General features: G+C 45.1%; 23 protein-coding genes, 2 tRNA genes and 2 pseudogenes. 14 read left to right on the top strand and 13 right to left on the bottom strand.

Translation table 11 applies throughout. The annotated features are described in order from the left end of the window. Positions 1-29 precede the first annotated feature (29 nt). The 7 genes from NZD89_RS03005 to NZD89_RS02975 all read right to left on the bottom strand — a co-directional run bounded on the left by NZD89_RS03005 (position 30) and on the right by NZD89_RS02975 (position 8,560). Positions 30-527: a DeoR/GlpR family DNA-binding transcription regulator gene (locus tag NZD89_RS03005; protein ID WP_268006362.1), complete on the bottom strand. Its 498-nt coding sequence runs from the start codon at positions 525-527 to the stop codon at positions 30-32. Between the two features lie 171 nt (positions 528-698). Further along, on the bottom strand, positions 699-2,468 hold the full coding sequence (locus NZD89_RS03000; RefSeq protein ID WP_268006361.1) for a chloride channel protein: 1,770 nt from the start codon (positions 2,466-2,468) through the stop codon (positions 699-701). 1,066 nt (positions 2,469-3,534) lie between these two features. Then, on the bottom strand, positions 3,535-4,479 hold the full coding sequence (locus tag NZD89_RS02995; RefSeq protein WP_268006360.1) for an ABC transporter permease: 945 nt from the start codon (positions 4,477-4,479) through the stop codon (positions 3,535-3,537). Further along, on the bottom strand, positions 4,472-5,401 hold the full coding sequence (locus NZD89_RS02990; RefSeq protein WP_268006359.1) for an ABC transporter ATP-binding protein: 930 nt from the start codon (positions 5,399-5,401) through the stop codon (positions 4,472-4,474). Before NZD89_RS02990 ends, NZD89_RS02995 begins: the two co-directional genes overlap by 8 nt. 333 nt (positions 5,402-5,734) lie before the next feature. Further along, positions 5,735-6,367, bottom strand: coding sequence for an HD domain-containing protein (locus NZD89_RS02985; protein ID WP_268006358.1), 633 nt, complete (start codon positions 6,365-6,367; stop codon positions 5,735-5,737). 291 nt (positions 6,368-6,658) lie between these two features. Beyond that, positions 6,659-7,759, bottom strand: a complete 1,101-nt coding sequence (locus NZD89_RS02980) for a GerAB/ArcD/ProY family transporter (protein WP_268006357.1) — start codon at positions 7,757-7,759, stop codon at positions 6,659-6,661. Positions 7,760-7,789: 30 nt separating this feature from the next. Next, positions 7,790-8,560: a Ger(x)C family spore germination C-terminal domain-containing protein gene (locus NZD89_RS02975; RefSeq protein WP_268006356.1), complete on the bottom strand. Its 771-nt coding sequence runs from the start codon at positions 8,558-8,560 to the stop codon at positions 7,790-7,792. A 45-nt stretch (positions 8,561-8,605) separates the two neighbouring features. Here NZD89_RS02975 and NZD89_RS02970 point away from each other — a divergent pair, with 45 nt between their 5' ends. The 5 genes from NZD89_RS02970 to NZD89_RS02955 all read left to right on the top strand — a co-directional run bounded on the left by NZD89_RS02970 (position 8,606) and on the right by NZD89_RS02955 (position 11,812). Next, positions 8,606-9,997, top strand: a complete 1,392-nt coding sequence (locus NZD89_RS02970) for an IS1182 family transposase (protein WP_431308595.1) — start codon at positions 8,606-8,608, stop codon at positions 9,995-9,997. A 46-nt stretch (positions 9,998-10,043) separates the two neighbouring features. After that, positions 10,044-10,430, top strand: a complete 387-nt coding sequence (locus tag NZD89_RS29430) for a GNAT family N-acetyltransferase (protein ID WP_369125233.1) — start codon at positions 10,044-10,046, stop codon at positions 10,428-10,430. A gap of 412 nt (positions 10,431-10,842) precedes the next feature. Next, positions 10,843-11,508: a hypothetical protein gene (locus NZD89_RS02965; RefSeq protein WP_268006355.1), complete on the top strand. Its 666-nt coding sequence runs from the start codon at positions 10,843-10,845 to the stop codon at positions 11,506-11,508. Between the two features lie 149 nt (positions 11,509-11,657). Then, positions 11,658-11,732, top strand: a tRNA-Asn gene (locus NZD89_RS02960). Between the two features lie 6 nt (positions 11,733-11,738). Then, positions 11,739-11,812, top strand: a tRNA-Gln gene (locus NZD89_RS02955). 371 nt (positions 11,813-12,183) lie between these two features. On the opposite strand, the gene NZD89_RS02950 is transcribed toward NZD89_RS02955, so the two are convergent. Further along, entirely contained in the window at positions 12,184-12,864 is a 681-nt protein-coding gene (locus NZD89_RS02950) for an MgtC/SapB family protein (RefSeq protein WP_268006354.1), read from the bottom strand. 414 nt (positions 12,865-13,278) lie between these two features. Between NZD89_RS02950 and NZD89_RS30055 the strand changes: the two genes are divergently transcribed. Further along, on the top strand, positions 13,279-13,551 hold the full coding sequence (locus NZD89_RS30055; protein ID WP_431308668.1) for a transposase: 273 nt from the start codon (positions 13,279-13,281) through the stop codon (positions 13,549-13,551). Positions 13,552-13,574: 23 nt separating this feature from the next. Next, on the top strand, positions 13,575-14,129 hold the full coding sequence (locus tag NZD89_RS02940; protein WP_268006353.1) for a hypothetical protein: 555 nt from the start codon (positions 13,575-13,577) through the stop codon (positions 14,127-14,129). Between the two features lie 550 nt (positions 14,130-14,679). Here NZD89_RS02940 and NZD89_RS30050 read toward each other — a convergent pair. Together NZD89_RS30050 and NZD89_RS02930 are read right to left on the bottom strand one after the other, a co-directional pair. Beyond that, a pseudogene (locus tag NZD89_RS30050) lies at positions 14,680-14,788 on the bottom strand (divalent metal cation transporter); the annotation flags it as partial. 4 nt (positions 14,789-14,792) lie between these two features. Then, positions 14,793-14,966, bottom strand: a complete 174-nt coding sequence (locus tag NZD89_RS02930) for a hypothetical protein (protein WP_268006351.1) — start codon at positions 14,964-14,966, stop codon at positions 14,793-14,795. Positions 14,967-15,033: 67 nt separating this feature from the next. Between NZD89_RS02930 and NZD89_RS02925 the strand changes: the two genes are divergently transcribed. The 3 genes from NZD89_RS02925 to NZD89_RS02915 all read left to right on the top strand — a co-directional run bounded on the left by NZD89_RS02925 (position 15,034) and on the right by NZD89_RS02915 (position 17,681). Next, a complete protein-coding gene (locus tag NZD89_RS02925) occupies positions 15,034-15,237 on the top strand; it encodes an SMP-30/gluconolactonase/LRE family protein (protein ID WP_326492938.1) in 204 nt (67 codons plus the stop codon). Beyond that, the gene (locus NZD89_RS02920; protein ID WP_268006350.1) at positions 15,234-15,554 is read left to right on the top strand and encodes a YbjQ family protein; all 321 of its coding nucleotides are present in this window, start codon (positions 15,234-15,236) and stop codon (positions 15,552-15,554) included. Before NZD89_RS02925 ends, NZD89_RS02920 begins: the two co-directional genes overlap by 4 nt. Before the next feature lie 507 nt (positions 15,555-16,061). Next, positions 16,062-17,681, top strand: coding sequence for a DHA2 family efflux MFS transporter permease subunit (locus NZD89_RS02915; RefSeq protein ID WP_268006349.1), 1,620 nt, complete (start codon positions 16,062-16,064; stop codon positions 17,679-17,681). Positions 17,682-17,939: 258 nt separating this feature from the next. On the opposite strand, the gene NZD89_RS02910 is transcribed toward NZD89_RS02915, so the two are convergent. The 3 genes from NZD89_RS02910 to NZD89_RS02900 all read right to left on the bottom strand — a co-directional run bounded on the left by NZD89_RS02910 (position 17,940) and on the right by NZD89_RS02900 (position 19,852). Next, positions 17,940-18,542: an ArsR/SmtB family transcription factor gene (locus NZD89_RS02910; RefSeq protein WP_268006348.1), complete on the bottom strand. Its 603-nt coding sequence runs from the start codon at positions 18,540-18,542 to the stop codon at positions 17,940-17,942. A 136-nt stretch (positions 18,543-18,678) separates the two neighbouring features. Continuing rightward, a complete protein-coding gene (locus NZD89_RS02905) occupies positions 18,679-19,251 on the bottom strand; it encodes a SpoIID/LytB domain-containing protein (protein WP_268006347.1) in 573 nt (190 codons plus the stop codon). Continuing rightward, positions 19,193-19,852 (bottom strand): hypothetical protein, encoded by a 660-nt coding sequence (locus tag NZD89_RS02900; RefSeq protein ID WP_268006346.1) that lies wholly within the window; start codon positions 19,850-19,852, stop codon positions 19,193-19,195. The genes NZD89_RS02905 and NZD89_RS02900 overlap by 59 nt, the downstream gene beginning before the upstream one ends. A 185-nt stretch (positions 19,853-20,037) precedes the next feature. Here NZD89_RS02900 and NZD89_RS29425 point away from each other — a divergent pair, with 185 nt between their 5' ends. From NZD89_RS29425 to NZD89_RS02885, 4 genes and pseudogenes are all read left to right on the top strand, one after another. Further along, complete coding sequence (locus NZD89_RS29425; RefSeq protein WP_369125254.1) at positions 20,038-20,121, top strand: TetR family transcriptional regulator; 84 nt, start codon at positions 20,038-20,040, stop codon at positions 20,119-20,121. Next, a complete protein-coding gene (locus NZD89_RS02895; protein ID WP_268006345.1) occupies positions 20,118-20,390 on the top strand; it encodes a TetR/AcrR family transcriptional regulator in 273 nt (90 codons plus the stop codon). The genes NZD89_RS29425 and NZD89_RS02895 overlap by 4 nt, the downstream gene beginning before the upstream one ends. Before the next feature lie 123 nt (positions 20,391-20,513). Beyond that, positions 20,514-23,029 (top strand): annotated as a pseudogene (locus NZD89_RS02890) (phosphoenolpyruvate synthase). Next, entirely contained in the window at positions 23,026-23,187 is a 162-nt protein-coding gene (locus NZD89_RS02885) for a PEP-utilizing enzyme (protein WP_268006344.1), read from the top strand. Before NZD89_RS02890 ends, NZD89_RS02885 begins: the two are co-directional and overlap by 4 nt.

Genomic DNA, 23,187 nt, shown 5'->3' with positions numbered 1-23,187 from the left:
CGGACTCATCAATATCGCTCACCAACAGTTTAATCGTCCACATTCCCTCCCTTAGCCACAACAACCTCAACATCATAATCACTCAGAACCTGGGTCATAGCTGGATCCGGTTCTTTGTCGGTGATGACCATATCAATCGGCTCCAAACCGGAGATTCTATGGAATAAACGTTTTCCGAACTTTGTACTATCCGCTAAAACAATGACCTGATCCGCACGACGTATCATCTCCCGCTTGACCGCTCCATCTTCTTCATGCGGGTACGATATTCCATCAGCAGTGATTCCGCAGGCTCCAAGAAAGAGTTTGTCGACTTGATATTCCGACAGCTTTTGAAGCGTCGCTGTTCCGTATAAAAAACGATGTCTGCCATTCAGAGTTCCGCCCAACAAATGCACGGTAATACCATCCTTATCAGCAAGAACACTGGCTGCATCGATCGCATTGGTTACGACCGTAACATCCTGCGCCGTCAAAGATTGCACAGCGAAATGAACTGTGGTCGACGCATCAAAAATCCGGGACACACTCTGGCTTTCCGTTGTACGAAAAAAGCGCCCCTCAGTCGGTGAGCGCTTTTCTATTACCCCATATACGCGCGCCCCCACAGGAGAGCATTAACATGCATGTCACGTTGTGATTTTTACCCTCTTTTCCGATCGCTGTAACTCTTCAGGTGAGCAGACAGCCATATAACTTTATTCGACATCACGATAAGCATGGATGATATCAGAACTCCCGATTACTCCGAGAGGCATATCTTCGCGTGTGACTAAGAGATAGGTTACATTATGTTTTCGCATATCACCAAGTGCCTCCGCAAGAGACGCTCCTTCATCAATACGAAAAATATTTTCAGGAAGCAGGTTTCCCACAGTTCCTTCGTAATGGCTATTCAACGCCTCCAATACTTGGGCGCGAGCAACAGATCCCACTACTATCCCTTGCTCGTTACGAACAACCGCGAACCACTCTCCGCTTTGAGAAAATCTATCCCATGCTTGAACCACAGTTGTGTTCGCAGGCATAGTCAATCGTTCTTCAGCTAATGCCTCCCCCACGGAAATTGCTTTCATGCGATTTGGCTCTCGCTTGCGTCTTATGTTTAACCCCCGCCTAGCTAATTTCATCGTATAGATGTTTTCCTGAAGAAGTGTTCCGGCTATGGTGGCCGATAGGACAGATGTAATCATGATAGGAAGAATAATGCCGTAGTCTCCAGTCATTTCAAATAGCATCATGATGGATGTCACTGGAGCTTGTGCGCTTCCTGCAAACACGCCAGCCATAGTGATTGCTGCTACGCTTCCCGGACTAATACCCATGTTCGGGAACAAGTGTGCAAACGTAACGCCAATAGCTCCTCCCAACATTGATCCCATATAAAGTCCTGGGGAGAAAACACCCCCTGACCCTCCGGCGGCAATGGTGACGGAGGTTGCAAAAAGTTTCAGTACCAATAACACGATTAAGAGCGAAAGGCTAAGATGATTTGTTAACGCGAGGTCTACCGTTCCATAACCCACCCCAAAAATTTGAGGAAACCAAACGCCGATAACACCGATAATCAGTGCCCCAAACAATGCTTTTACCCAATAAGGCCAAGTACGATGATCAAACCAATCTTCAATGCCATAGAGAACTTTTATGTATAAAACACTGAACAATCCTGCAAGTACACCCGCAATTACAAATAGCCAATATACCTTGAAATCACCAGTGTGATAAATTGGCATAGGAAATGCCGGATGATTACCTAAATAAATGCGCCCAATAGCAGCACTTACTACGCACGAAATAACGATAGCCGTAAAGTTTTGCAGGGCAAGGCTTCCTAAAATAACTTCAGTGGCAAACATTACTCCGCCTACAGGAGCATTAAATGTAGCCGCAATACCTGCTCCAGCACCACAAGCGACAAGGACACGGAGGTTCCTCTCTTGCAGGTGTAAGAATTGTCCAAACACAGAACCGAATGCAGACCCAATTTGTACAATAGGTCCTTCTCGTCCGACTGATCCGCCCGAACCGATCGTAATTGCAGACGCGACAGCTTTAACGATTACCACTCGCGGTCGAATGATACTGTGTTTCTCGGCGATTGCCGCCATAACTTCAGGAATACCATGTCCTTTCGCCTCTGGAGCAAAATACTTAACTATCGTACTGACCAACGCCAAGCCGATTACAGGAAACAAGATGACATTATACCGCCCTAAGAATGACAACCCATGTGTGCCATATTGAAAAAAGATGACAGAGAATAAATTGATTAGTTTCCTAAATCCAACCGCCCCATACCCTGCAACGACACCTATGAGCACAGCGTAAAACAATAATACAAGTGGTTCGGGGAACACCATTTTAAGTCTAGAATGGAGTCCCGAACGTTGTTTAAACCACTTATTTGATGTCCCCTCGCCTGAATTATCTACTTTCTGAGCAGGATTACCTGATTGGTAGTTCAAAACGATACTCCTTCTTCCATGTTTGCTTTTTGGCTCTCTAGTATCGTAAGTGATATTGCATCCACTTTCCAATTAAACACTGAGACTATGACCAATAAGTTATACCAAATTTAGATGGGAGAACTGTTGAACTATACTGCCTAATCACCAGCGACTTACACTTTGATAAAAATGTAATCATGGGAACGAACGAAATAACGCCCTGGAGCTCTTCCCTCGCTTCAGAGGACAAGTTGATTGACTTTCGCTCCAAAGTCAACCATATAGGCTCAAACTCAAACAGCACGAGACTCCCAAAGAATGTCTCGTGTTCTTTGTCAATATGCCCGGCATGAGCGGTCTCTCTAGGGTGAAGAGCCCACCGAGGGATGGCGAAATACCTACCGTAGCCGAGAGCAAGTTCATTTCGTAAATGAATCGGAAGGAAGCTGGAGGCAACTCTCGACCCGAGGTATACGAATCGCATTCGAAGCTGGCATAGTTGTTGTACGAGTTGCCTGAACACAACAAAGTAGAAGGCGTAGAAACACTCCATGTCCAGTTCGGTTTTCCGTGTCGAGCAGCATCGTCAAATGACTCATAGCGCGATGTTGTAACATTTCCGCATGTTAAAACCGCGTCTCGGAGATTAACATTACAACTTTGCTGTCAATCTCTATGTATTCTATGTACAAATGGTTCACTTACAACGAAGTTGTATGGCAATGTGTGCTCGTCAATCGAAAAATTGACCGGGTCGCTTGAACTGACCCCCACGTGGTCAACTTTTACGTTATCAAACACAGCAATGAGCGCTCAGGCTTTGGGGTAATTGCGAGCGTTCCAATATGGAACGCCCTGTCTTGTTCAATGTTTTATCGAGCATGAACTACGCTGTACCCTTTATATGTGTTCTACACAATTCGACAAAATTCGTCACAATCCTTGTTGTTCGTTGAAATAAAACCTCAATTTAAGTCAACAATACATGGAATGAATGAAAGTACCGGAATTACTGCCCCATTTAGCGACCGAACGGCATCTCAGGGCCAACTTGGCCCAGGAGGACGGGCATGATGATGTTCGATCAAGTGTAGGCAACATCACGTTTGACGAAGAAAATCCAAGCAAGTACGTTCATAACAAAAAAGTAGACGACTAACATCGTAATCGAGAATCCGAGTGTCAAACCCTTGATTGATGGCCCATTGATGACGAACTGAGATAAATCTGTGTTGGCAAATAGAATGTACTTCGCCCAACTGTAGCTGCTCAGTACCTTGACGAGTGTACTTCCCACCAAGAAGGCAAGAAGAGAAATCGTAATGGCCAAAGCACTGCTGCGGAAAATTGCGGAAATCATAAACGCGATGGTCGACATGAGCACGATTTGTACCAGAAGGAATCCATACTGCATCAGCAGATAGGCAATGGTCGGCATGTGCTGGATTGTCTGATGTACACCCGTATAGAAGAAGGGAGCATCAGCCCCGACAATGCCAAAGAAAAGCCAACCGATAACCAGGGAAGCCACAAACATGAGAGAGGTGGCCAAGAGTCCATAGAGCAGCATCGAGATGTACTTGGCAGTAATAATTTTGGTTCGGGTGGAGGTCTGTGTCAGCAGCATTTTGATGGTCCCAGTACTAAATTCACTAGCTACAATGTCTCCGGCAACCACCAAAATGAACGCAATAAGCAAAGTCGAAAGGTTCTCGGCAGTGACAGCGAACCCCCATCCGGTTGTCTGGTTCGGATTGATGTTGTGAGCAATGTCGTATTGATTCATCTCAATTTGAGCCTTTAACTTAGAAACTTCGACTGCCGGCATGTGCTTAGAGCGGTTCAGTATCTGTTGGGTCTGAGCGGTCTGCGTTTCCAAGTTTTGCTTCCAGTTTGCAGATGCATGATGTTGTTGTGTAACCATCACCACGGCAACGAGGACGGTGGCGAGAACCAAGATGCAGATCATCACCCAGGTGCGAGATCGGCTGTAAATCTTCATATTTTCATTGGTAATCAGGTTAAACATTGGATGCACCACCGGTTATCTCAAGGAAGGTCTCCTCAAGTGATTTGTTGAGGGCCTGAACCCCATAGATGCGAATCCCGTTTGCATCCAGAGCATGAACCACATCAGGGACACGTTCGCGAATGACGCGAATTTCAATGCTGTTGTCCACTCTCTTCAAGGTTAATTTTGGGAAAGCAGTGCTCAGGACTTCAGCGGCATACAGCCCATTGTCCACTTCAATGGCAAACGTTTGTGCTTCGGCAGCATCTACAGCCCTGTCTCGAATTGCTCGCACATCAATTAGTTTTCCAGCTTGGATAATCGCAACTCTATCGCACATCAACTCCATCTCAGACAACAGATGACTTGAGACGATAACGGCAATCCCCTCTTGCGAAGCCAATTCTCGCAGATAGTCCCGTAACTCCCGGATGCCGGCTGGATCAAGCCCGTTTGTTGGCTCGTCAAGAATAATCACATCGGGTTTTCGCAGCAATGCTTGGGCCAGGCCCAATCGTTGACGCATTCCAAGGGAGTACGTCTTTACCTTGTCATTAATGCGTTCTTCAAGGCCAACCTGCTTCACAACTTCGTGAATACGTTCGCGCGTTACTCCTTTTGACATTTTGGCAAAATGTTTTAGATTTTGATAGCCTGTCAAAAATTTGTACATCTCCGGATTTTCCACGATGGCTCCCACATGTTGCATCGCTGCCTTAAAGTTCTTCTTGACATCCAGTCCATTGATTAACACGTCACCACGAGAGATTGAAATAAGCCCTACTATCATGCGAATAGTGGTTGTCTTTCCCGCCCCATTCGGTCCAAGCAGTCCAAAAACCTCTCCTTTTGGAATATCGAAAGACAAGCCGTCAACGATGGGTTTGTTACCAATCATCTTTGTTAGATCGCGAATTTGCACTGCCACGTCTTGGTGCATTTCTGTCCTCCTATCCTGACAACAGTTCTATAATCCAAAGTAAATCTTACGAAGAATCGCGTAACTGAGGAACATGCATGAACTACGACCTCGACTGCCTGTCCGTATACGTAACAGTTTAATGCTATTGAACCTATATATACAGGTCACCCATAACAATCGTTATAAGAACGAACCCCTTGTGTCGCTAAACTGCCCGCTAACGCAACAACCGCTCGATGCCAACCAATGCATTTTCATGCGCAAAAGACGTACGGGCTTACTGGATTCTCGCCCCGGTAGGTGGGTGAAAAACCGTGTAGCTTCAGTGAACACATCCCCTACACTCTAGAACTAAATTTTTTTCAGTACTTCGTTGGTAATCGCTTTAAGATCAATGCCGGAAGCCTGGCGTTCGCTTAGCATATCAGGCAAAATGATATCTAAAAAGTACGTAACGCAACGAAGGTCTACATTTTGAATCACGTTCAATGCATCTTTGTACATCGTCACAAAACCAGGTTCGGTATTTCCTCTCTGGATTTCCTGGTACGCTTCATACACCTGGTCCATTTTATCTGCAACTTGCAGAATCTTTCCCTCGACCGTGTCATCTTTGCCTTCCTTCAATTTCTCGCGGTATAGATCCTTAAATTCATCTGGAAGCTCTTTATCGACAAACTTCTTTGTCATTTCTTCTTCCACATCCAAAAGCAACTTGCGCAGTTCCATTGAAGCATACTTCACTGGTGTTTTAATATCTCCGATAAAAACCTCTGCATAGTCGTGGTTCAGCGCCTTCTCGTAAAGCGACTTCCAGTTGATGTTTGCGCCATTCATTTCTTCGACAGTCCCCAAAAATTGCGCATATTGAGCAACCTTGAAACTATGACTTGAAATATTGTGCTCTTCGAATTTGAACTTCCCGGGAGCACGATAAATACGCTCCAATTCGTTTAAACTTTTGAAAAATGCATGTATCCCCACATGAACACCCACCGTCTTGTTTTCAGTAAATGAACCTCCGGCACCTAAATGGTTGAAGCCATTTTTAGGATGGGACTTCTTGTATTTTATGTAATCCTACTGAATACTAATCTCTTCGGTAACAACGTGCCTAGGTTACTCAAGCGACTGGATATGGTGTAACAAAATTAGGACGTCTTGTGTCGCTAAACTGCCCGCTAGTCCCGTAAGAGTTGTATATGAATTGAGCAATATATACAGACCGTACGGCATCATCGAGATGAGCACTCTTATTACTTTAAACCAGTTGGCTTATAAAGATGGTCGAGACTTTCGCCAAAGTTTTATTTTAGCAATTAGCAATAACAACAACGGAAGAACGAGTATGTCGACCGGAAACATATAATTGAACCATACGTGTTGTGGATACCAAAACCACGACACGGTATCACTGGATGGAAGAATTGCAATCGTACATTCAATGGGTCCGAGCAACCACATTGTTCTTTTCCATGACTGAATCCGAAACAATTGACCTACACCGTAACATGTTAGGAAGAAATAAAGGGAAACCAATGTAAATGCGCCAAAAATGACGATAAACACAATTACGGAGTCGATGTTTCGGATGAACGTGTAGAGGGATATAAAGCGTACCATTGCAAAATACGGGTCCAGTAGGATTCCTGCCAGGTTAGGACCAAATGTAGCGAGAACGATTAACGTGGATAGTAATATGACAACGGATCCAAAAAATAGTCCAGTCGTCGCGGAAATAATAGCTTTTTTTGGAACAGCCATAAAGGGAACAAGGGCCAATAATCCAAATGATACTCCGAATGCAGAAGTAAAAGAACTGGCCCCTTTAAGTATCTCAGGAAGTCCATTATCAGTAATAACCGGTAGAAGAGCTTCCCATTTGGTGCTGGGAAGATCTAATACCAAAGTGGTAAAAAAAGCTATACAAATTATCGGCCCAATCACTTCACTAAATCGTGCAATCCCTTCGATACCGCCCCTAAAAGTCAGATATACTACAAGTACCATTATAAAAATGACCAGCACGTAAATCGGCGTTTTATTAAAAAGAATCCGATGAATTAGATCTAAAGTCCCACGTAATGTAAGTGCGTCGGTGACACACCAAGTTAACAGGTACAGTATAGAAACGATTGTTCCTAATGGCTGACCAATTAGGGTACGACTGTATTCGATAATTGTCTGATTTGGAAACAACAAACTTAGCCTAAGTATCACAAAACTGCAGAGCATTCCAATCAACATGGCAATGATGATGGATAACCACGCGTCTTGTTTTGCGATCTCTATCGTCCCGGAAATTACCATCCAAACACTTAATGACGACAGTCCGATAAACATTAGCCAAAACATTTGGGGAGCAGAGATTTTCATAGCTTATCTCCTCAGCATTTGATTCACCTTTTAACCAGCAAAAATATCCCCAGTCTTTACTTCTCCTCCATGTAGAACAGTTAGCCTTGTGCTTACCTCAATCTTCAGTTTAGGGAATTCCAGTGGCCAATTCGTCTTTATATGTTGCCATTCCAAAGGATAGGTTCGATGAATCTCTTCACCAAATTTAAAAATGTCCGTTTGGTATTGTTCTTGCGTTTTTATGATTAAATGCTGCATCCTGTTCGACACGTTTTGGTTGAGTCTTTGTTGTATAACTACGATATCCCTTAACTTAGATGGGCTCAATTTCGTATGATTCTCGATAATTCGACCTGTTCCACTTAAAGTAATTTGGGCAATCATATGCCCCTTGTGTGACGTAACACTAATCCTTGAATGTAAGTGACTCATTTGAAGACTTATGAGGTTTCCAGATGAATCCGCGGATTCTGACAGAGTTATGTGTTGTAACCTATTTACTCCCCATAAGTACAAAAGTGATTGTTCATTCTGAAGGTATCCAACTAATTGGAGCTTACGATTAAAAAGTGCTGTACCGTTCAATGAAAATGAAGATGATGTTTTACTTTGGTCCTGACTGTTACTTGCCATCGAATTAGAGTCTGAACCCACATCAATAACAGGTAAGGTACCACTTGCAGCGTCACTCATTGCGTCGAACAGCAAATTACGTAATGATGTTTCGTAAGTACTAAGTAATTTCTGCTGTTTACCTGCGGCTAGGAGCGTGTCCGAGTAATCCCTGAAGTATTTTGTAAAAGGAAATTTCCGGATCAATAACGAAGTCCCCTGTATTGGTATTCACAGTGGAGGCTTCGAATCTTGGGAAAAAAGTTTCGTGACTACGACCCGAACCAACTCATTCTACTACCACCGGGGTTAAATGAATGGCTACCTGACGGCCACCTGGCGAACTTTGTCAGTGATGTGGTCGATCATATCGATATCTCCATCATTACAAAACAGTACGAACAAGAACTGCGAGGTTTTCCCCCGTACCACCCGGCAATGTTATTGAAGATTCTGGTTTACGCATATTGCACAGGCATGTACTCTTCCAGAAAGATCGCAAAGGCCTGTCAGGATGTAGTGGCGTTCCGAGTCCTGTCCGCAAATCAGTTCCCGGATTTCCGGACAATCAGTGATTTTCGGAAACGCCATTTGGTCACCTTCAAAGAACTTTTCTTGGAAGTCTTGAAGATTGCCCAACATGCAGGGATGGTTAAGCTCGGGCATGTATCGCTGGATGGCAGCAAGATTCGGGCAAACGCATCCAAACATAAAGCGATGAGTTACGAGCGGATGAAGCAGCAAGAGCAACGACTCCGCCAAGAAATCGCCGAGCTTACGCAGCAGGCTGAACGCACCGACCATAGTGAAGATAAAAAGTACGGTAACACCATGGGCGATGAACTCCCTGAAGAGTTAGCCCGTAGAGAGACCCGGTTGGCAAAAATTCAGGAAGCAATGTCCTCTCTGGAGAAAGAGGCCAAGGAAAGAGTGGAACAACAGCAACAGAAAGACGAACAACAAGACAAGAAGGACGATGACAACGGCCCCACCAACCAGACAGGCGCCAGGAAACGCGGTCGTCCACGCAAGGAGAGTCATCTCGCAGGTGTTCCGGAGGACAAGGCTCAACGCAACTTCACGGATCCGGAATCTCGCATTATGAAATCGAAAGACGGCTTTATCCAAGCATACAATGTGCAGGCTGTCGTCGATGAAGAGTACCAAATCATTGTTGCAACAGATGTTATAGACCACACAAATGACCACGGTGTCCTGCGTACAATGGTCGAAATGACGGCGGAGAATACGAAAGCGACGATGCACAAAATCTCATGTGATGCTGGCTACTTTGCCGAAGACGACGTGACATGGCTTCAAGAGAAAGAAATTGACCCATACATCGCAACAGGTCGTCAAAAGCACAATGAAGTGCCTGAGTCACCGAGAGGACGAATACCGAAACACTACACCATTAAGCAACGTATGACTCGGAAACTAAAAACAAAGAAGGGCCGTGCCGTCTACGCGAGACGCAAGGCTATCGTAGAGCCTGTGTACGGTCAAATTAAGGGTTGTCGACGATTCGACCAATTCTCACTTCGAAGCCTTGAGAAGGTCAGAGGAGAATGGTCGTTAGTTACCATGTGCCATAATCTGCTTAAGATATTCAAATACGGTCATATAAACTGGGCAACGTGCTAAAGATGGTGCTTAACCGACCAGTCCCCGTCTAATGAAGTAAGTGCCCATGGGGAAAGTCACCCATAGTCGAATAAAATATGGAACTGAACTCAAATGCAGAAAGTCTAAGCCGCAATACTCGGACACGCTCCTAGAAGAAGATAATGAACCGCTCGGTTACGCATGGATAGAGTTGAGACACTACCCTCAAAACGCCTTCATTAAAGAACGTCGAGCATTGTTTGTCCATCAAATAAGCATAGTGGATAATCAAAAGCGACGGGGATATGGAACGGCGTTAATGAATTACATATATGAACTAGCAAAAAAGAAAGTATTCAAACAGTTGAATTGGATTACTGGGCTAACAATGAAGTGGCTAAGAACTTTTACAAAAAACACGGATTCTCTGTTTATCGTGAATTTGTATATAAGACCGTCCAACCGTTGTTGAACTAAAGGAGTTATGTGACAGTAAACGCCTTTTTCAGTAAACGGGTAGGTTAACTCAGAATTCACATCAAAAAATCAAATGATGTCAGTGCAAGCTTTCCTGACCGTTTGGTGATGGATGTGGATAAGATGGCGCTGAATCAACGATCGGATATGATAAGGGTTAGTTACTTGAGGGTTTTGCAGAATTCGTTTTTCATGACTAAAATGAACATATATAGCGTATAAAAAGTAATTAAGACACTATATATGGCGTATGAAGTGTCGATAGAATGCATTCTGCAAAAGGCTCACTTAAATCATAAGACATCTTTAATCGTCTATTTGGGATTATAAATGTCTCTACCCTCATAAGTTGTTGATTCACGTCGAAACAATATGACGCATCAATACTACTGAGGAGGATTTAACCGGTGAACAAAGTTCTGGGAAAAGTTATCGTGGGTTTCACAGCATCTGCAACTGTTGCGACAATGGGTCTTACATCGGCGTTTGCGGCAACAACATCGTTCGATAGCCAATACCAAACTAATTTGACAAAAGAACAGTCTCTACTGGCACAAGTCCCTTCTTCGTCGTCGAATACGACCGTTACCGACTTGCTATCCACTGTACAAAGCATCAACACTCAGGTATCTGCTTTGTACTCTGCTGAACAAGCGTTGTCCAACGCTAAGACGTCGATTCCTCAAGTACATACGGTGAGTGACACAGTAAAGAAACTTCAACTGAAGCGTGAGCAACTTCTTAAACAAGCTAATACAGATTGGGATTTAGTTGGAAGATACGAACATCATTCGCATGAAAAGAACTTACTGCAAAAGGCTGTGGCGGAACACAATGGAATTGAAAAGCAATTGCAGGAAGTGAATCGTCAAATAACCGCATGCAATACCGATAATGGATGGAATACAGAATCCTACAATGGTGGATTAGAAGCCTTGCAGGACTCCATCTTGAAACTGCAGTCCTCTGCTATTCATTACACCGAAGAAGCAATCAATCTTGAAAAGTCAACAGCGCCAACGACAACGACTACTAGCACGAGTAATAACGTTACAGTTACATCTATCAATTAACGTAGCACTATTGCCGTCCCAGTCTAGGGACGGCTTTCCTCTATCGTCTTATGAGACTCATCCTGCGGAAGGCATATCATTAATTCATCAACACGCGCCCTAGTCAGTCGACGGCCGTTTGCTGTATAATATATCCGACACTTAAATATTCCTCGATAGCTCAGCGGTAGAGCATCCGACTGTTAATCGGAGGGTCGTAGGTTCGAATCCTACTCGGGGAGCCAATTTGATGCCGAATGGTGTAATGGTAGCACGACTGACTCTGACTCAGTTAGTCTAGGTTCGAGTCCTAGTTCGGCAGCCAATAAGTTTAGATTATGCCGCTCCTACTTGGGGCGGTTTTTAGTTTCTCCAACTCCCTGTCAAACTCATATTGCGGCAGACTCAACATCCAGCCAATGTCGCTATAACGCTTTATCACCGGTGGTTTGTCAAAGGCGGACAACATGCGAGTTGTACAGCAAGGTAAACCGCTGAGACAGAAACGTAGAGGGGAAAACACAGGCAAGTGCGGTTAGTATTAAGGTGCGCACGCGGCGAAATCAAGATCGTTATTGAACGGGGGCTTAAGCCCCACAAGTTTGCGTGCTTATCCATGTATGGATATACATGGCGTCATACCGAATTCCAATATGACTAACGGTTTGTGCTGAAGATTGAGCTGGGTATCTGAAGTCATGTTTCTGATGGAATTATAACTTGTTTAACACCGTTTATTTCTGCTACGACTTCGATGACTTTTTCTGTATTGGCCATCTGCTTTTGTACACGTAGATATAGCTCAATATCAACTTGGTTTTTTTCTTCATCCGTACGGTCAATAGAAATTTGCTCAATACTCAGCCCAAGTTGTTCTAACGCCGCACTGATTCTCCCAATAAGTCCTGGACGGTCATTTGCCGTAATCATGATATGTTGAATATTCCGAATGAACCTGCGTTCCAAGGGCTTCAAGGCGACAAATCCGACCAGAACAAGGACTGTGCAGATTGTTCCAAGAATGTATTGACCAGCACCCACTGCTAAGCCAATGCCTGCCGTTGCCCAAACCCCAGCGGCTGTAGTCAGACCCCGAATGGCATTCCGCTGAAATATAATCACTCCAGCGCCGAGAAAGCCGATGCCGCTTACCACTTGAGCAGCGATCCGACTCGGGTCCAAGACAATCGTATGATTGTCTATGACGTCCGTAAAGCCGTATTTAGATATGATCATCATCAATGCACTTCCTATAGCAACAACAAAATGCGTTCGTACGCCAGCTTGTTTATAGTGTACTTTCCGCTCGACACCGATTGCTGCACCCAAAACTCCAGATAACAAGAGCCGTAAAATGAAGTCCCAATTTTGGTGCATAAAGCATCATCTCCCTAACGACTTTTGCGGAGCCAATTGGCAACTGCTATAGATATATAGTGCCTGATTTTGCTTCTCCGAATTAGATTTTTCAACATGAAGCAAAGAACTGTTGTACATATGGAGGCGACAATTGAACAAGATCATCCATCGATTGGTCCATGGTTATTCAGTCCAATAACGGAAGCTGTAATGTCACTTAGTCATAATGAACGACACCGGTCCCATTTCGTACATCGTGGATTACACTGAATCTTAAGAAACCAGCGCAGAGCCACATACGAAAGAGCCGTTTACTATGAAGACTATCACAAAGTTTGTTGGGATGAATGTGTCAAAGGAGAAAATAGCCGCTGCGGTTGCTATGAGCGTTGGTTAGATGGGCTGAATTGGGCGGATCGGCGGGAACAAGTCGTGTTCCAAGAGTATCGTCATCATTTACAGGAAATTGACGGACGAATCAGTCGACTAGAAGCAGCTATTCATCTGGAGGCGACGGAGAGCGAGCGTGCTCCGGTTATTCAGACGCTACAAACGTTGCGCGGTGTAGCTGAGGTGGTAGCCACTTCGTTGGTCGCTGAGATTGGGGAGTTCAAGAGGTTCCGTAATCCAAGGCAATTAATGGCGTATGCAGGCTTGGTACCACGAGAGTACTCGAGTGGGTACAACCCATTGCATAAGATGTGAAAAACCAGAAAGAATGGTCACTGGTGGCGGATATCGATGAAAGGCTGGTTATTTCGATTGAGAAGGATGGGAAACGAATAGCGACTGAATCATCAGTTGTTGGGAAAAGGAAAATTGTGGTCGTGATCAACAACCAGTTCACGAATTCACCCAATACCACACAAATTGCAAGTGGAGCTGGTCGAAACAGTGCTGCGGGGAGTAACGCTGCAATTGATTCTTCAAATACGCTTCAGCAACAAAGTGTCGGGGCGGCAGGAAGAGCTAGAAACCTAGGTATGAAGGGGAGTCAATCTGAGCCACACGACAAGCATGGAAACTGGAAAGACGACGAAGAACTTACGATCGTCATAAACAACCAAATTAACAAGACAGGTAAACGAACATCATCCGCTACTCAAGTCGCAAGCGGTGGAGGTATCGACAGTGCAGGAGGCACTAATGCCGCTATTCAGAGTTCGAACACGAAACAACAACATGCTGTTGGTGGGGACAAATCGGGTCGCGCATTAAATAAAGGACAGAATAACAAACAAAAGGAAGTCCGTTCGCGGAAGAGTTCAACTTCGAGACGGTAACCCGACGACCTCGCATCGGGATCGCGCTCTAAGCGTCAATATTCCAATGTAGAAAATTGACGGATCACATCTCCTTATAGAAGTATTTACAGGTACTACCAATTCTGGTCGTGATGTTACTACGTAAGAGATAACAGTATGGACGTCCTGATTGGAGAATTTCGCAAGGTTGGGTTTTCTGAACTTGGAGCCCCGTTGCCGTCGGCTCACGGATCATAGCTAAGTAGCACGTATACATTAGAACATGCAAAAAGCCGACTCGCACATTCTGGATCGGCTAGTTTTTCAATGGTTGCAGTTTGCGTATCGAGAATCCGTCCTCCGTGCGAACCAACGCCGCCAAGGGTTCTTGAGATTTGATGTCTATAAACGCTGTTGCTTCAAACCGCATGAACATACAGCGACTGGGACCAGGTGTTATTGCACTGGGAAGGAGTGCGCTAAATCGGAAGAACCATGCTCAGTGTAACTTGAGTCATGACGAGAGTACCTGTAGGATTCACGTCTAGCGCGATAATGACCTCTTTTGTACTGAACCGGTTGACCAGGATCTTTTCCTCATTGTTTCTCAGCACGACCCGCTTTTGCGTGAGGCCGGAGTGAAGATAGACCACGTGCGGCATGACGGTGGCACCGATGACTCCGACCGCGAGCAAGAGGGCATTATTGTTGCCAATCCACGGAACGACACTGTGATAAGCGATCTGGCCCCACAGCCGCGATAAAGGCGGGTCCTATGAATGGCAACAACGAGCGAATCCCCTTTTGCCGGGACAGGATCACGTCACGGGCGGCCATAACGGTCTTGTTTTCATAAATCGCATCCGTCGTAGACAAGCAATTCACATCCCCTTGATGTTTTAGATGTTATAAACAATCGATTTAACGACGGAAAGTGTGATGCATACGGCGATTATGGGCAGGCAACGATGGACATCAATTATATGCCTGGTGCTGGGGCACTGTACTGCATAGATTCACTAACGGGCGAGTTGTTGTTACCATTAACGAGGGATACCCAGATGGTATGTGTGTTGATGCAGAAGGGATGATTTGGGTTGCTCACTGGGGTGGTTCAAAAGTTACACGGGGAGAGATTACAAAATGATTGTTGTTACAACTGAAAACATTCATGGGTATCAAATTGAAAAAGTGATTGGTCAAGTGTTTGGTGTGGTCGTTCGAAGTCGTGGACTCGCTGGCAATATCACCGCAGGCCTACGGAGTCTTGTTGGCGGGGAAATTAAAGAATACACAGAAATGTTGGAAGACGCTCGAAAAAATGCGATCGATCGGATGGTTCAAAATGCGCACGAAATGGGCGCCAATGCCATCGTCATGATGCGTTTTGATTCAAGTGAAGTTGGACAAACCATGTCTGAAATCATTGCTTATGGCACAGCCGTTGTTGTGCGCAAGGGATGATGTTGGTAAAGTTTATCGTATCGTATTACGTTTTAGACGTGTTATTGATTGCCGGTGCAATAGCATTCACTTGGTGGGCAAGGAAAAAACGACTAAGGTCAAAAATACAAAAGACGCCAACTGGCTTCATAAAAACCGACGAAATATTTGTTGATCCAACGACGGGGATTAAACAGCAGGTTTGGTTTAATCCCAAGACGGGACAAAGGTACTACGAAACGATAAACGAGTGAGTGAAAGGAGTGATTTATTGAGTCAGAGACCGATTATCTCTCTGTTAGCTAGTCTTCTGTCTTAGCAATTGTATTATAACTAATTAACTTCACAAAAAGGTAAAGTAATTCTTTTCTTGATTCACATTTATGGGGTCCAAGGCAAGAAGAAATGAATGTAGTTGATGGAGAAACGCATATCCATAAAGGTGGAAAAAATATAATTTTCTGTGTATAAGTGCGGATAAGGCTGTGCATTACCGTAGAAGCTATGTTTCAGAAAGGATTTGATAACGTGGAAAGCTCGGGTAAGCACCAGTATGAAATTCACAACATAAAATCTCCAGTTTTGCAAATGGTTATCATTATCCTTGGAGTATTTATGGCTATTTTGGACACTAGTATCGTAAATGTCGCGATACCAACCATGGAAAATGATTTAAATACAACCACAGCTCAAATTCAATGGGTGTTAACAGCATATATGTTGACCCTAGGAGTTCTGATTCCCATATCAGGGTGGTTAACAGATCGATTTGGATCAAGACAGTTATTTTTGTTCTCTCTTGCAATTTTTACAATTGGATCCGCTTTATGTGGAATGTCATGGAATTTAAGTTCAATTTTATTTTTCAGAATTATTCAAGGTGTAGGTGGAGCCTTCATGCAGCCTGTTGCAATGTCCATGATTTATCGTATTTTCCCACCAGAGCGTCGAGGGACTATTATGGGTATATTTGGGATTGCGATGATGGTAGCTCCCGCCATTGGGCCAGTATTAAGTGGATACTTTGTTGATTATGCAAGTTGGAGATTGATTTTCTACATCAATGTACCAATCGGGATCGCAGCAGTTTTGCTTGGTTATTTTTCGCTCTATGATTTTCCTCATGAACAAAAGGGCAAGTTAGATATTTGGGGTCTGGTCTTTTCGACAATTGGATTCTTTAGCCTGCTTTATGGTTTTAATGAGGTTTCTTCGGATGGATGGAAATCAAGTACTGTAGTTCTCTCTCTCATGATTGGGATTGTCTTTCTCGTGCTTTTTATAATCACAGAGTTAAAAGTTGAAAATCCAATGCTTAACCTTAGCGTGTTAAACAATTACATGTTCAGCATGAGTCTGGTTATTAGCTCCATTATTTTCACAGCAATGTTTGTGGGGATTTTCTTACTACCACTATACCTCCAGGACATAATGGGATACACCGCAGTACGAACTGGCCTATTCATGACCCCGGCTGCACTGGCGACAGCAGTAATGATGCCAATCAGTGGGAAATTATTCGATAAAATTGGAGCTCGTCCCCTTGGGTTAATCGGGTTGTTGGTGATAACTCTCTCTACTTACGGATTTACTACGCTTGGATTACAAACAAGTTCGGCCCATATTCAATGGCTGTATATTATTAGAAGTATTGGCATGGGGATGACAATGATGCCGATTATGACTGCTGGGATGAACACGGTACCTATTAAGTTAGTAAGCCAAGGCACCGCTATGACAAACACTGTGCGACAAGTTTCTTCATCACTTGGAACAGCAATTTTAACCTCGTATATGACTACTCAGGCGACCTTACATACAACGCAGTTAGCATGGATGGTGAGTCCCACTACATACCAAGGACAAAGTCTGCTTAAAATGCAGAATATGTTTGAATCTCAGGGGATGACCGCTGTCCAAGCGCTTAACGCTGCTCGTGAATTGATGTATGGCCTGATTTCTAATCAAGGATATGTGCAAGGGATGAATGATACGTTTTTCGTATCTACTATTTTGTGCGCAATCGCTTGGGTAGGTATATGGTTTTATGCAAGTAAAAAAGAACGGGCAATTCGTGAAGGGCGGCGTAGACCACAAAAGACGAAAAAGCAATCGGAAACTCTGCTATTAGGGCCCGGAAAACCGTAATGCGCAAGAAGCCTCGTTGAAGTATAGTGCTGGCGGCGCAAGGGGATTTCCCTTTATGTCCCATTGGCTACAGCATTAGGATTTGTGGACGGAATGACCTGCTCAAGTCTCACGCAAATCGTTAAGACAGCGACGATAAAGAGTACACATCCAGCCAAGATAAAATAAATCTGGGTTCCAAAATGCTGACCCAGTATGCCTGCAAGCCCATCCCCTAATGGGATTGAAACCCATGCCGACAAACGAAATGCACTCGAACTACGCCCAAGCAACTGATCTGGAATCAACAGTTGACGCAGCGTGACCGACTGTACATTCCAAGCCACTAATAATACACCAATGAAAATCTGAATCAGGAAAATCACGGATGGGTTCTTTGTGAATGACAGAACAATTGGTGGGGTTAATCGAATACACACCATCTTCAACTTGAACCAATCCTACGGTGCGTAAGAGCGTAAGGTGATGGTGAACATTTGATTTGGTGGCGTTTAGCGTATTTGTAAGTTCACCAAGCGATTTTGCGGAATGACGGACAAGAGTAAGTAATCGAATCCGTTGAGCATCGCCAAGAGCTTTGTGAAGAGCAGCCACTTGCATCATCTGGGTTTGAGCGATGCCGCCAGGGAGAAACTCGTCTGCAACGGGGTAGTAATAAACGAGACAATGGGGTAGATAATTGACAATCGTAAACGGACGATATGCGGATTGTGGAATCAGCCAAAGTGTATTCACTCCAGGATGCGGTTGAAGCGCGCTCCCCTTTGTGACCAAACGAATTAGCTCAGAGGATTTCACCCCATCCGCAATGTGCTCGTTATGTTGTTTATCTTGCTGAAGCGCAAGCATCGTATGGGGCATGTCGGGAAATAATTCCTTGTACCAACACGCCAATAGGTTTTTGAGATCGATAGTTTAATAACCAACGGTTTTAAAAGGACGTCCGTTTTCAGGCAACCGTCCGTGCTTTAGGTGTGGATGCTGTCTCTTGTATTCGTTATACAAATTTTAGTGCGTATCCTGGATAATACATATTCAGAATGCTTTCAAAGGGGAGTTTCGCTGTGCCTGCCCAATATTGAGACCCCCATTGAGACATTACATATGTCCCGTCGAACCAACTATTATCTGAATTCGGAACTCCCATCCGATAGTCTAATTCTTTAATTGTACCGTCGGTGGGGACATACACCATGTTCCATGTTTCTTGAAGAGCGAGGTCGGTTTCAGGACGCCCACTAAGGTACTTAAATTCTTGAAAGTTAGTCGTATTGTCTACATCATATGTAAGTCCATTTTCTGTAACAGGGTGCAGGGTGTGATACCATGCGAACATCTTTATCGCAATGGCACCGGCTTGCAAGGCTTGCGGGTCCCAACTTGGCATCCATTCGTTTGGTAAAACATCTTCGCAATACTCTTCAAACCCAAGTGTTTGAACATAAAGAATCGGACCGACTGGGTTATTATACGATCTGATGGCGACACGGATCGTGGAAGGATACGCCGTATTATAAATCGTTTGTGTTTGCGCGCTCGCGTGAACAGGCAGTGAAAGTACGAGACCCATTACGGTACAAATTACGAACAAAGCGGACCGTAAACTTTGTATCATGCGTTTTCCTCCTATCGCTGTTCTGGACTCCATGGCGCATTCCCGGGTCGCCCGGAATTGGAGGTTGTTTTTTGAGGTTTAATTCTTCTGCATAATGGTCCACATACAGTTTTAAGTCATGAATGCTAAAGTTTCCGAGTGATTGGGAGGGTTGATTACGACCATTTGGAACAATTGGTTGTAAGACTACAGGTTGTACAGTATTTAGACTGTTCGGAACAACAAAAACAGCTTGTTCGTTATAGCCGTTTGCAAGGACAACCGCATTCACCACGCCTTTGGCATCAAATCCCTGATTCCACTTCATTTCGTAGAGAGGTACAGAGGTGTCCCAAACGCCACGCGTATTAGTTAGCCCAGAGTCAACAATTTCCCCTTCGTGATTGATGACAATCACACGAGCGCCAGCAATCGTCGTGGATTTTGAGGAACCAACGCGAAATTCGATATGCCCTTTTTGTTGATCTGCTTGCGTGCCAGCAGCAAACACGGGTGATACACTACTGATTGAGCTACATAGGACAAGACTTGAGATGACTTTTGTTAATGTTCTCATATGCTTCCCCCTTGAAATATTTATCTTCAAAAGGAAGGATGCCCCTGAAAACGTCGTTTATGTGTATAGCCGAGATCAATAGAACGACATTAAAGAGACACTCGATATTTCCAAGGCGTTTGTCTTATTCTTCTAACGATGCCCTAGCGTGAACACGGGTATAACAGGATTCCAATCGTTTACGAATTCTACAGGCTGCCGATGAACTGTTCAACACTCGCGGATACAAGAGTGTCACGATAAGTGACTTGGCGGAGACAATCGGTTGAGCAAGAAAACAATTTATCAGTATTTCTCTGGGAAAGAGGAAATCGCATCGGCCGTTATCGAGACGGTTATGGGGCGAGTATCTGAGAAGTTTGACCGGCTCGAGGAGCCAAGTGAAGATCCGTTGGGCCAAATTCGTTTGGCATTTGAGCAAGTCAAAGCCGAAGTTGCTCGTGTCAGTCCGCTCTTGCAAGAGGATATTCGAAAACTCTTACCCCAAGGGCATCAGAGAATAAAGGAGATTCGGGCAGAGAAGATCAAGAAGATTTAGCGGTTGATGGCAATCCATGCGCAAGCAAAGTCCTATGTTCATCTATGTAACTCATGGCATTTGTCTGGAAACCGAAAAATATAAAATGGTATCTATAGTGTAAAGACGGAATGGGTGAAAAGCATGCAAAAATCCGTTTTGTTTTTCAACGAAATCAATAAAACATCATTACCGTACGTTGGGGGCAAGGGAGCAAATCTCGGGGAAATGACAAAGGCAGGCTTCCCTGTACCGCAGGGGTTTTGCATCACTACCCTCGCATATCAGGCCTTTGTCGAGACGAGCGGTAAGATGAATCACTTCTTTACCCAGCTTGATCATGTTCGTGAGAATAGCTTGGATGAAATTCGGGTATTGGGGGAACAAATTCGCAATCACTTGGAGACCCTAGCTATTCCACGGGAGCTTGAAGCGGCTATCGTGAAGGCATGGCAGCAGAGCGGCAAGAAAAAGCCTATGCGGTTCGTTCTAGTGCAACGGCAGAAGACTTGCCGGGTGCTTCTTTTGCTGGCCAACAAGAAACGTATCTCAATATACTCGGACAGGACCAGCTACTCAATTCTGTTCGGCGCTGTTGGGCATCACTGTTCACGGATCGAGCGATTTCCTATCGTGTTAAGAACGGCTTCGACCACCGCCACGTCTTCCTGTCGGTCGTCGTTCAAGAAATGGTTTTTCCTGAGGTATCCGGAATCATGTTTACGGCAGATCCTATCTCCGGTAATCGGAACGTCACCTCCATCGACGCCAGTTTCGGATTGGGCGAAGCTTTGGTATCCGGCTTGGTGTCCGCTGATTTATATCAAGTTCGATCTGGTCAAATTCTTCAAAAGAAGATTTCCGACAAGAAGATCGCCATCTACTCCGTCTCGGAAGGTGGCACTGTGACGAAGGAGTTGTCAATTGACCAACGGTGTGCCCAAGCTCTGCCTGATGAAAAAATCATCGAATTGGCTAACCTTGGGGACCGAATCGAAGAACATTACGGCACTGACCAAGACATTGAATGGTGTTTAGTAGATGGGGAGTTTTACATCGTACAATCCCGTCCCATCACGACGCTGTTTCCGGTGCCGAGGGTATGGGATGACCGGGTACACGCCTTCGTATCCGTGGGTCATCAGCAAATGATGACGGACGCGCTGCGACCGCTCGGGATTTCGGTTCTCCGCACCTTCTTTCCTTTCAAGCCAGCCGGTACGGCCGCATCGGAAAGTCCTTATGTTCTAGAGGCAGGTAGCCATTTATTTTTCGACATTACGAATTTACTTTATTTGAAACCACTGAAAAAGATTTTACCAAGATTGTTCAGCGGTATTGATGAGCGGGTTGGGAGCGCCGTCAGCGAACTCATTCAAAGACCCGAATTCCAGCTCCCTGCTGACAAGCGTCTTCAAAAAACCGCCATGCGAATCGCCCGGTTTGGTGGAAAGAATGTGCTCGTCGGACTGTTATTTCGCGATCCGTCCCAAGCAAGACCATTCGTCAATACGTTTATGAAACGCTCCCTGGAAGAGTGCGAACAGTTCATATTCGCCGTAACGGGTGCTGAACGCATTCGCAGAATTCAGGAACATCTCGGAAATCTCATGCTGTCCATCTTACGAGTCGTGTCACGTTATTTCGGTTCAGGACTCATCGCTATGGTGTTGGTGAAAGTTTTGGCCAAGCGATGGCGCTTAAGTGATGAGAACGTACAGTTGTTGAACAAATCATTACCCGGAAACGTCACAAGTGAGCTCGGACTGCAAATTGGCGATTTGGCTGATTGTGCGCGGCAGTATCCGGAAGTTATCGAGTATTTACAAAACGCAAATGATGCGACATTTTTCGAGGGACTTAATCGGGTTCCGGGTGGCTCAGAATTTGGAAGAGCGTTCGAAAAGTTTTTGGTAAGCTATGGGATGCGATGTCCGGGCGAGATCGATATCACTAACCCAAGATGGCGCGAACAGCCCACTAGGCTCGTTCCGCCAATTTTGAGCCACATTCGGGCCCAAAAGCCAGGTGAACATCGACAAAACTTTGAGCAAGGAAGAATCGAGGCGAACGAGGCGGCGGATCAGATCCTTGCACAACTGCGCCGAACGCGGGGAGGCGTATTCAAAGCCAGGTTCATGACCCGTTTGATTCGAGTTTACCGAAATACCGTAGGAATGCGGGAACATCCGAAATACATCTTGATTCAGCATTTTGACTTATGTAAGCGAGCCATTTGGGAGGAAGCAGGGAGACTTGTTCAAAGTGGCGTTTTGCGTCACGAATCGGATGTGTTCTGGTTGTCTCTTGGCGAACTCTTCGCTTTGGAGGATCGGACGTTTGTTGGGGATGTCCAGCAGGTCATCATAGATAGGCAGCGGCAGTATGAACAGGACAAAAAGTTGACGCCACCGCGTATGATGACCAGCGAAGGGGAAATCATCACGGGCACGAGGCGTGACGTGGAAGCGCCAGAAGGTGCCCTGATCGGCACACCCGTTTCAGCCGGGGTTGCCGAAGGGTACGCGAAGGTGGTACTCAGGCCCGAGGAGGCGAAACTCAACCCTGGCGAGATCATGATTGCACCGTTTACCGATCCCGGTTGGACGCCGCTGTTTCACTCGGCGAAGGCGTTAGTCATGGAGGTAGGGGGATCATGACACACGGAGCTGTCGTAGCACGTGAATATGGAATACCCGCAGTGGTCGGTATTGATAATGCCACTGAGGTTATCAAGGACGGAGAGTATATCCGGGTTGACGGAACCAAAGGATTCGTTGAGATTCTACGGAAGTCTGAGGTGTCTCAAACGAATTGA

This window comes from Alicyclobacillus fastidiosus (genome assembly GCF_026651875.1).
Classification (GTDB): Bacteria; Bacillota; Bacilli; order Alicyclobacillales; family Alicyclobacillaceae; genus Alicyclobacillus; species Alicyclobacillus fastidiosus.
The sequence above is the reverse complement of the archived record's forward strand: the minus strand, read 5'-3'. Positions and strand labels throughout refer to the sequence as shown.

Excerpts from the sequence above, each read along its gene's own strand:
- NZD89_RS02995 (WP_268006360.1), bottom strand. The coding sequence starts at position 4,479 with ATGTTTAACCTGATTACCAATGAAAATATGAAGATTTACAGCCGATCT.
- NZD89_RS02990 (WP_268006359.1), bottom strand. The coding sequence starts at position 5,401 with ATGCACCAAGACGTGGCAGTGCAAATTCGCGATCTAACAAAGATGATT.
- NZD89_RS02980 (WP_268006357.1), bottom strand. The coding sequence starts at position 7,759 with ATGAAAATCTCTGCTCCCCAAATGTTTTGGCTAATGTTTATCGGACTG.
- NZD89_RS29430 (WP_369125233.1), top strand. The coding sequence starts at position 10,044 with ATGGGGAAAGTCACCCATAGTCGAATAAAATATGGAACTGAACTCAAA.
- NZD89_RS02950 (WP_268006354.1), bottom strand. The coding sequence starts at position 12,864 with ATGCACCAAAATTGGGACTTCATTTTACGGCTCTTGTTATCTGGAGTT.
- NZD89_RS02920 (WP_268006350.1), top strand. The coding sequence starts at position 15,234 with ATGATTGTTGTTACAACTGAAAACATTCATGGGTATCAAATTGAAAAA.
- NZD89_RS02910 (WP_268006348.1), bottom strand. The coding sequence starts at position 18,542 with ATGCCCCATACGATGCTTGCGCTTCAGCAAGATAAACAACATAACGAG.
- NZD89_RS02905 (WP_268006347.1), bottom strand. The coding sequence starts at position 19,251 with ATGGGTCTCGTACTTTCACTGCCTGTTCACGCGAGCGCGCAAACACAA.
- NZD89_RS02900 (WP_268006346.1), bottom strand. The coding sequence starts at position 19,852 with ATGAGAACATTAACAAAAGTCATCTCAAGTCTTGTCCTATGTAGCTCA.
- NZD89_RS02885 (WP_268006344.1), top strand. The coding sequence starts at position 23,026 with ATGACACACGGAGCTGTCGTAGCACGTGAATATGGAATACCCGCAGTG.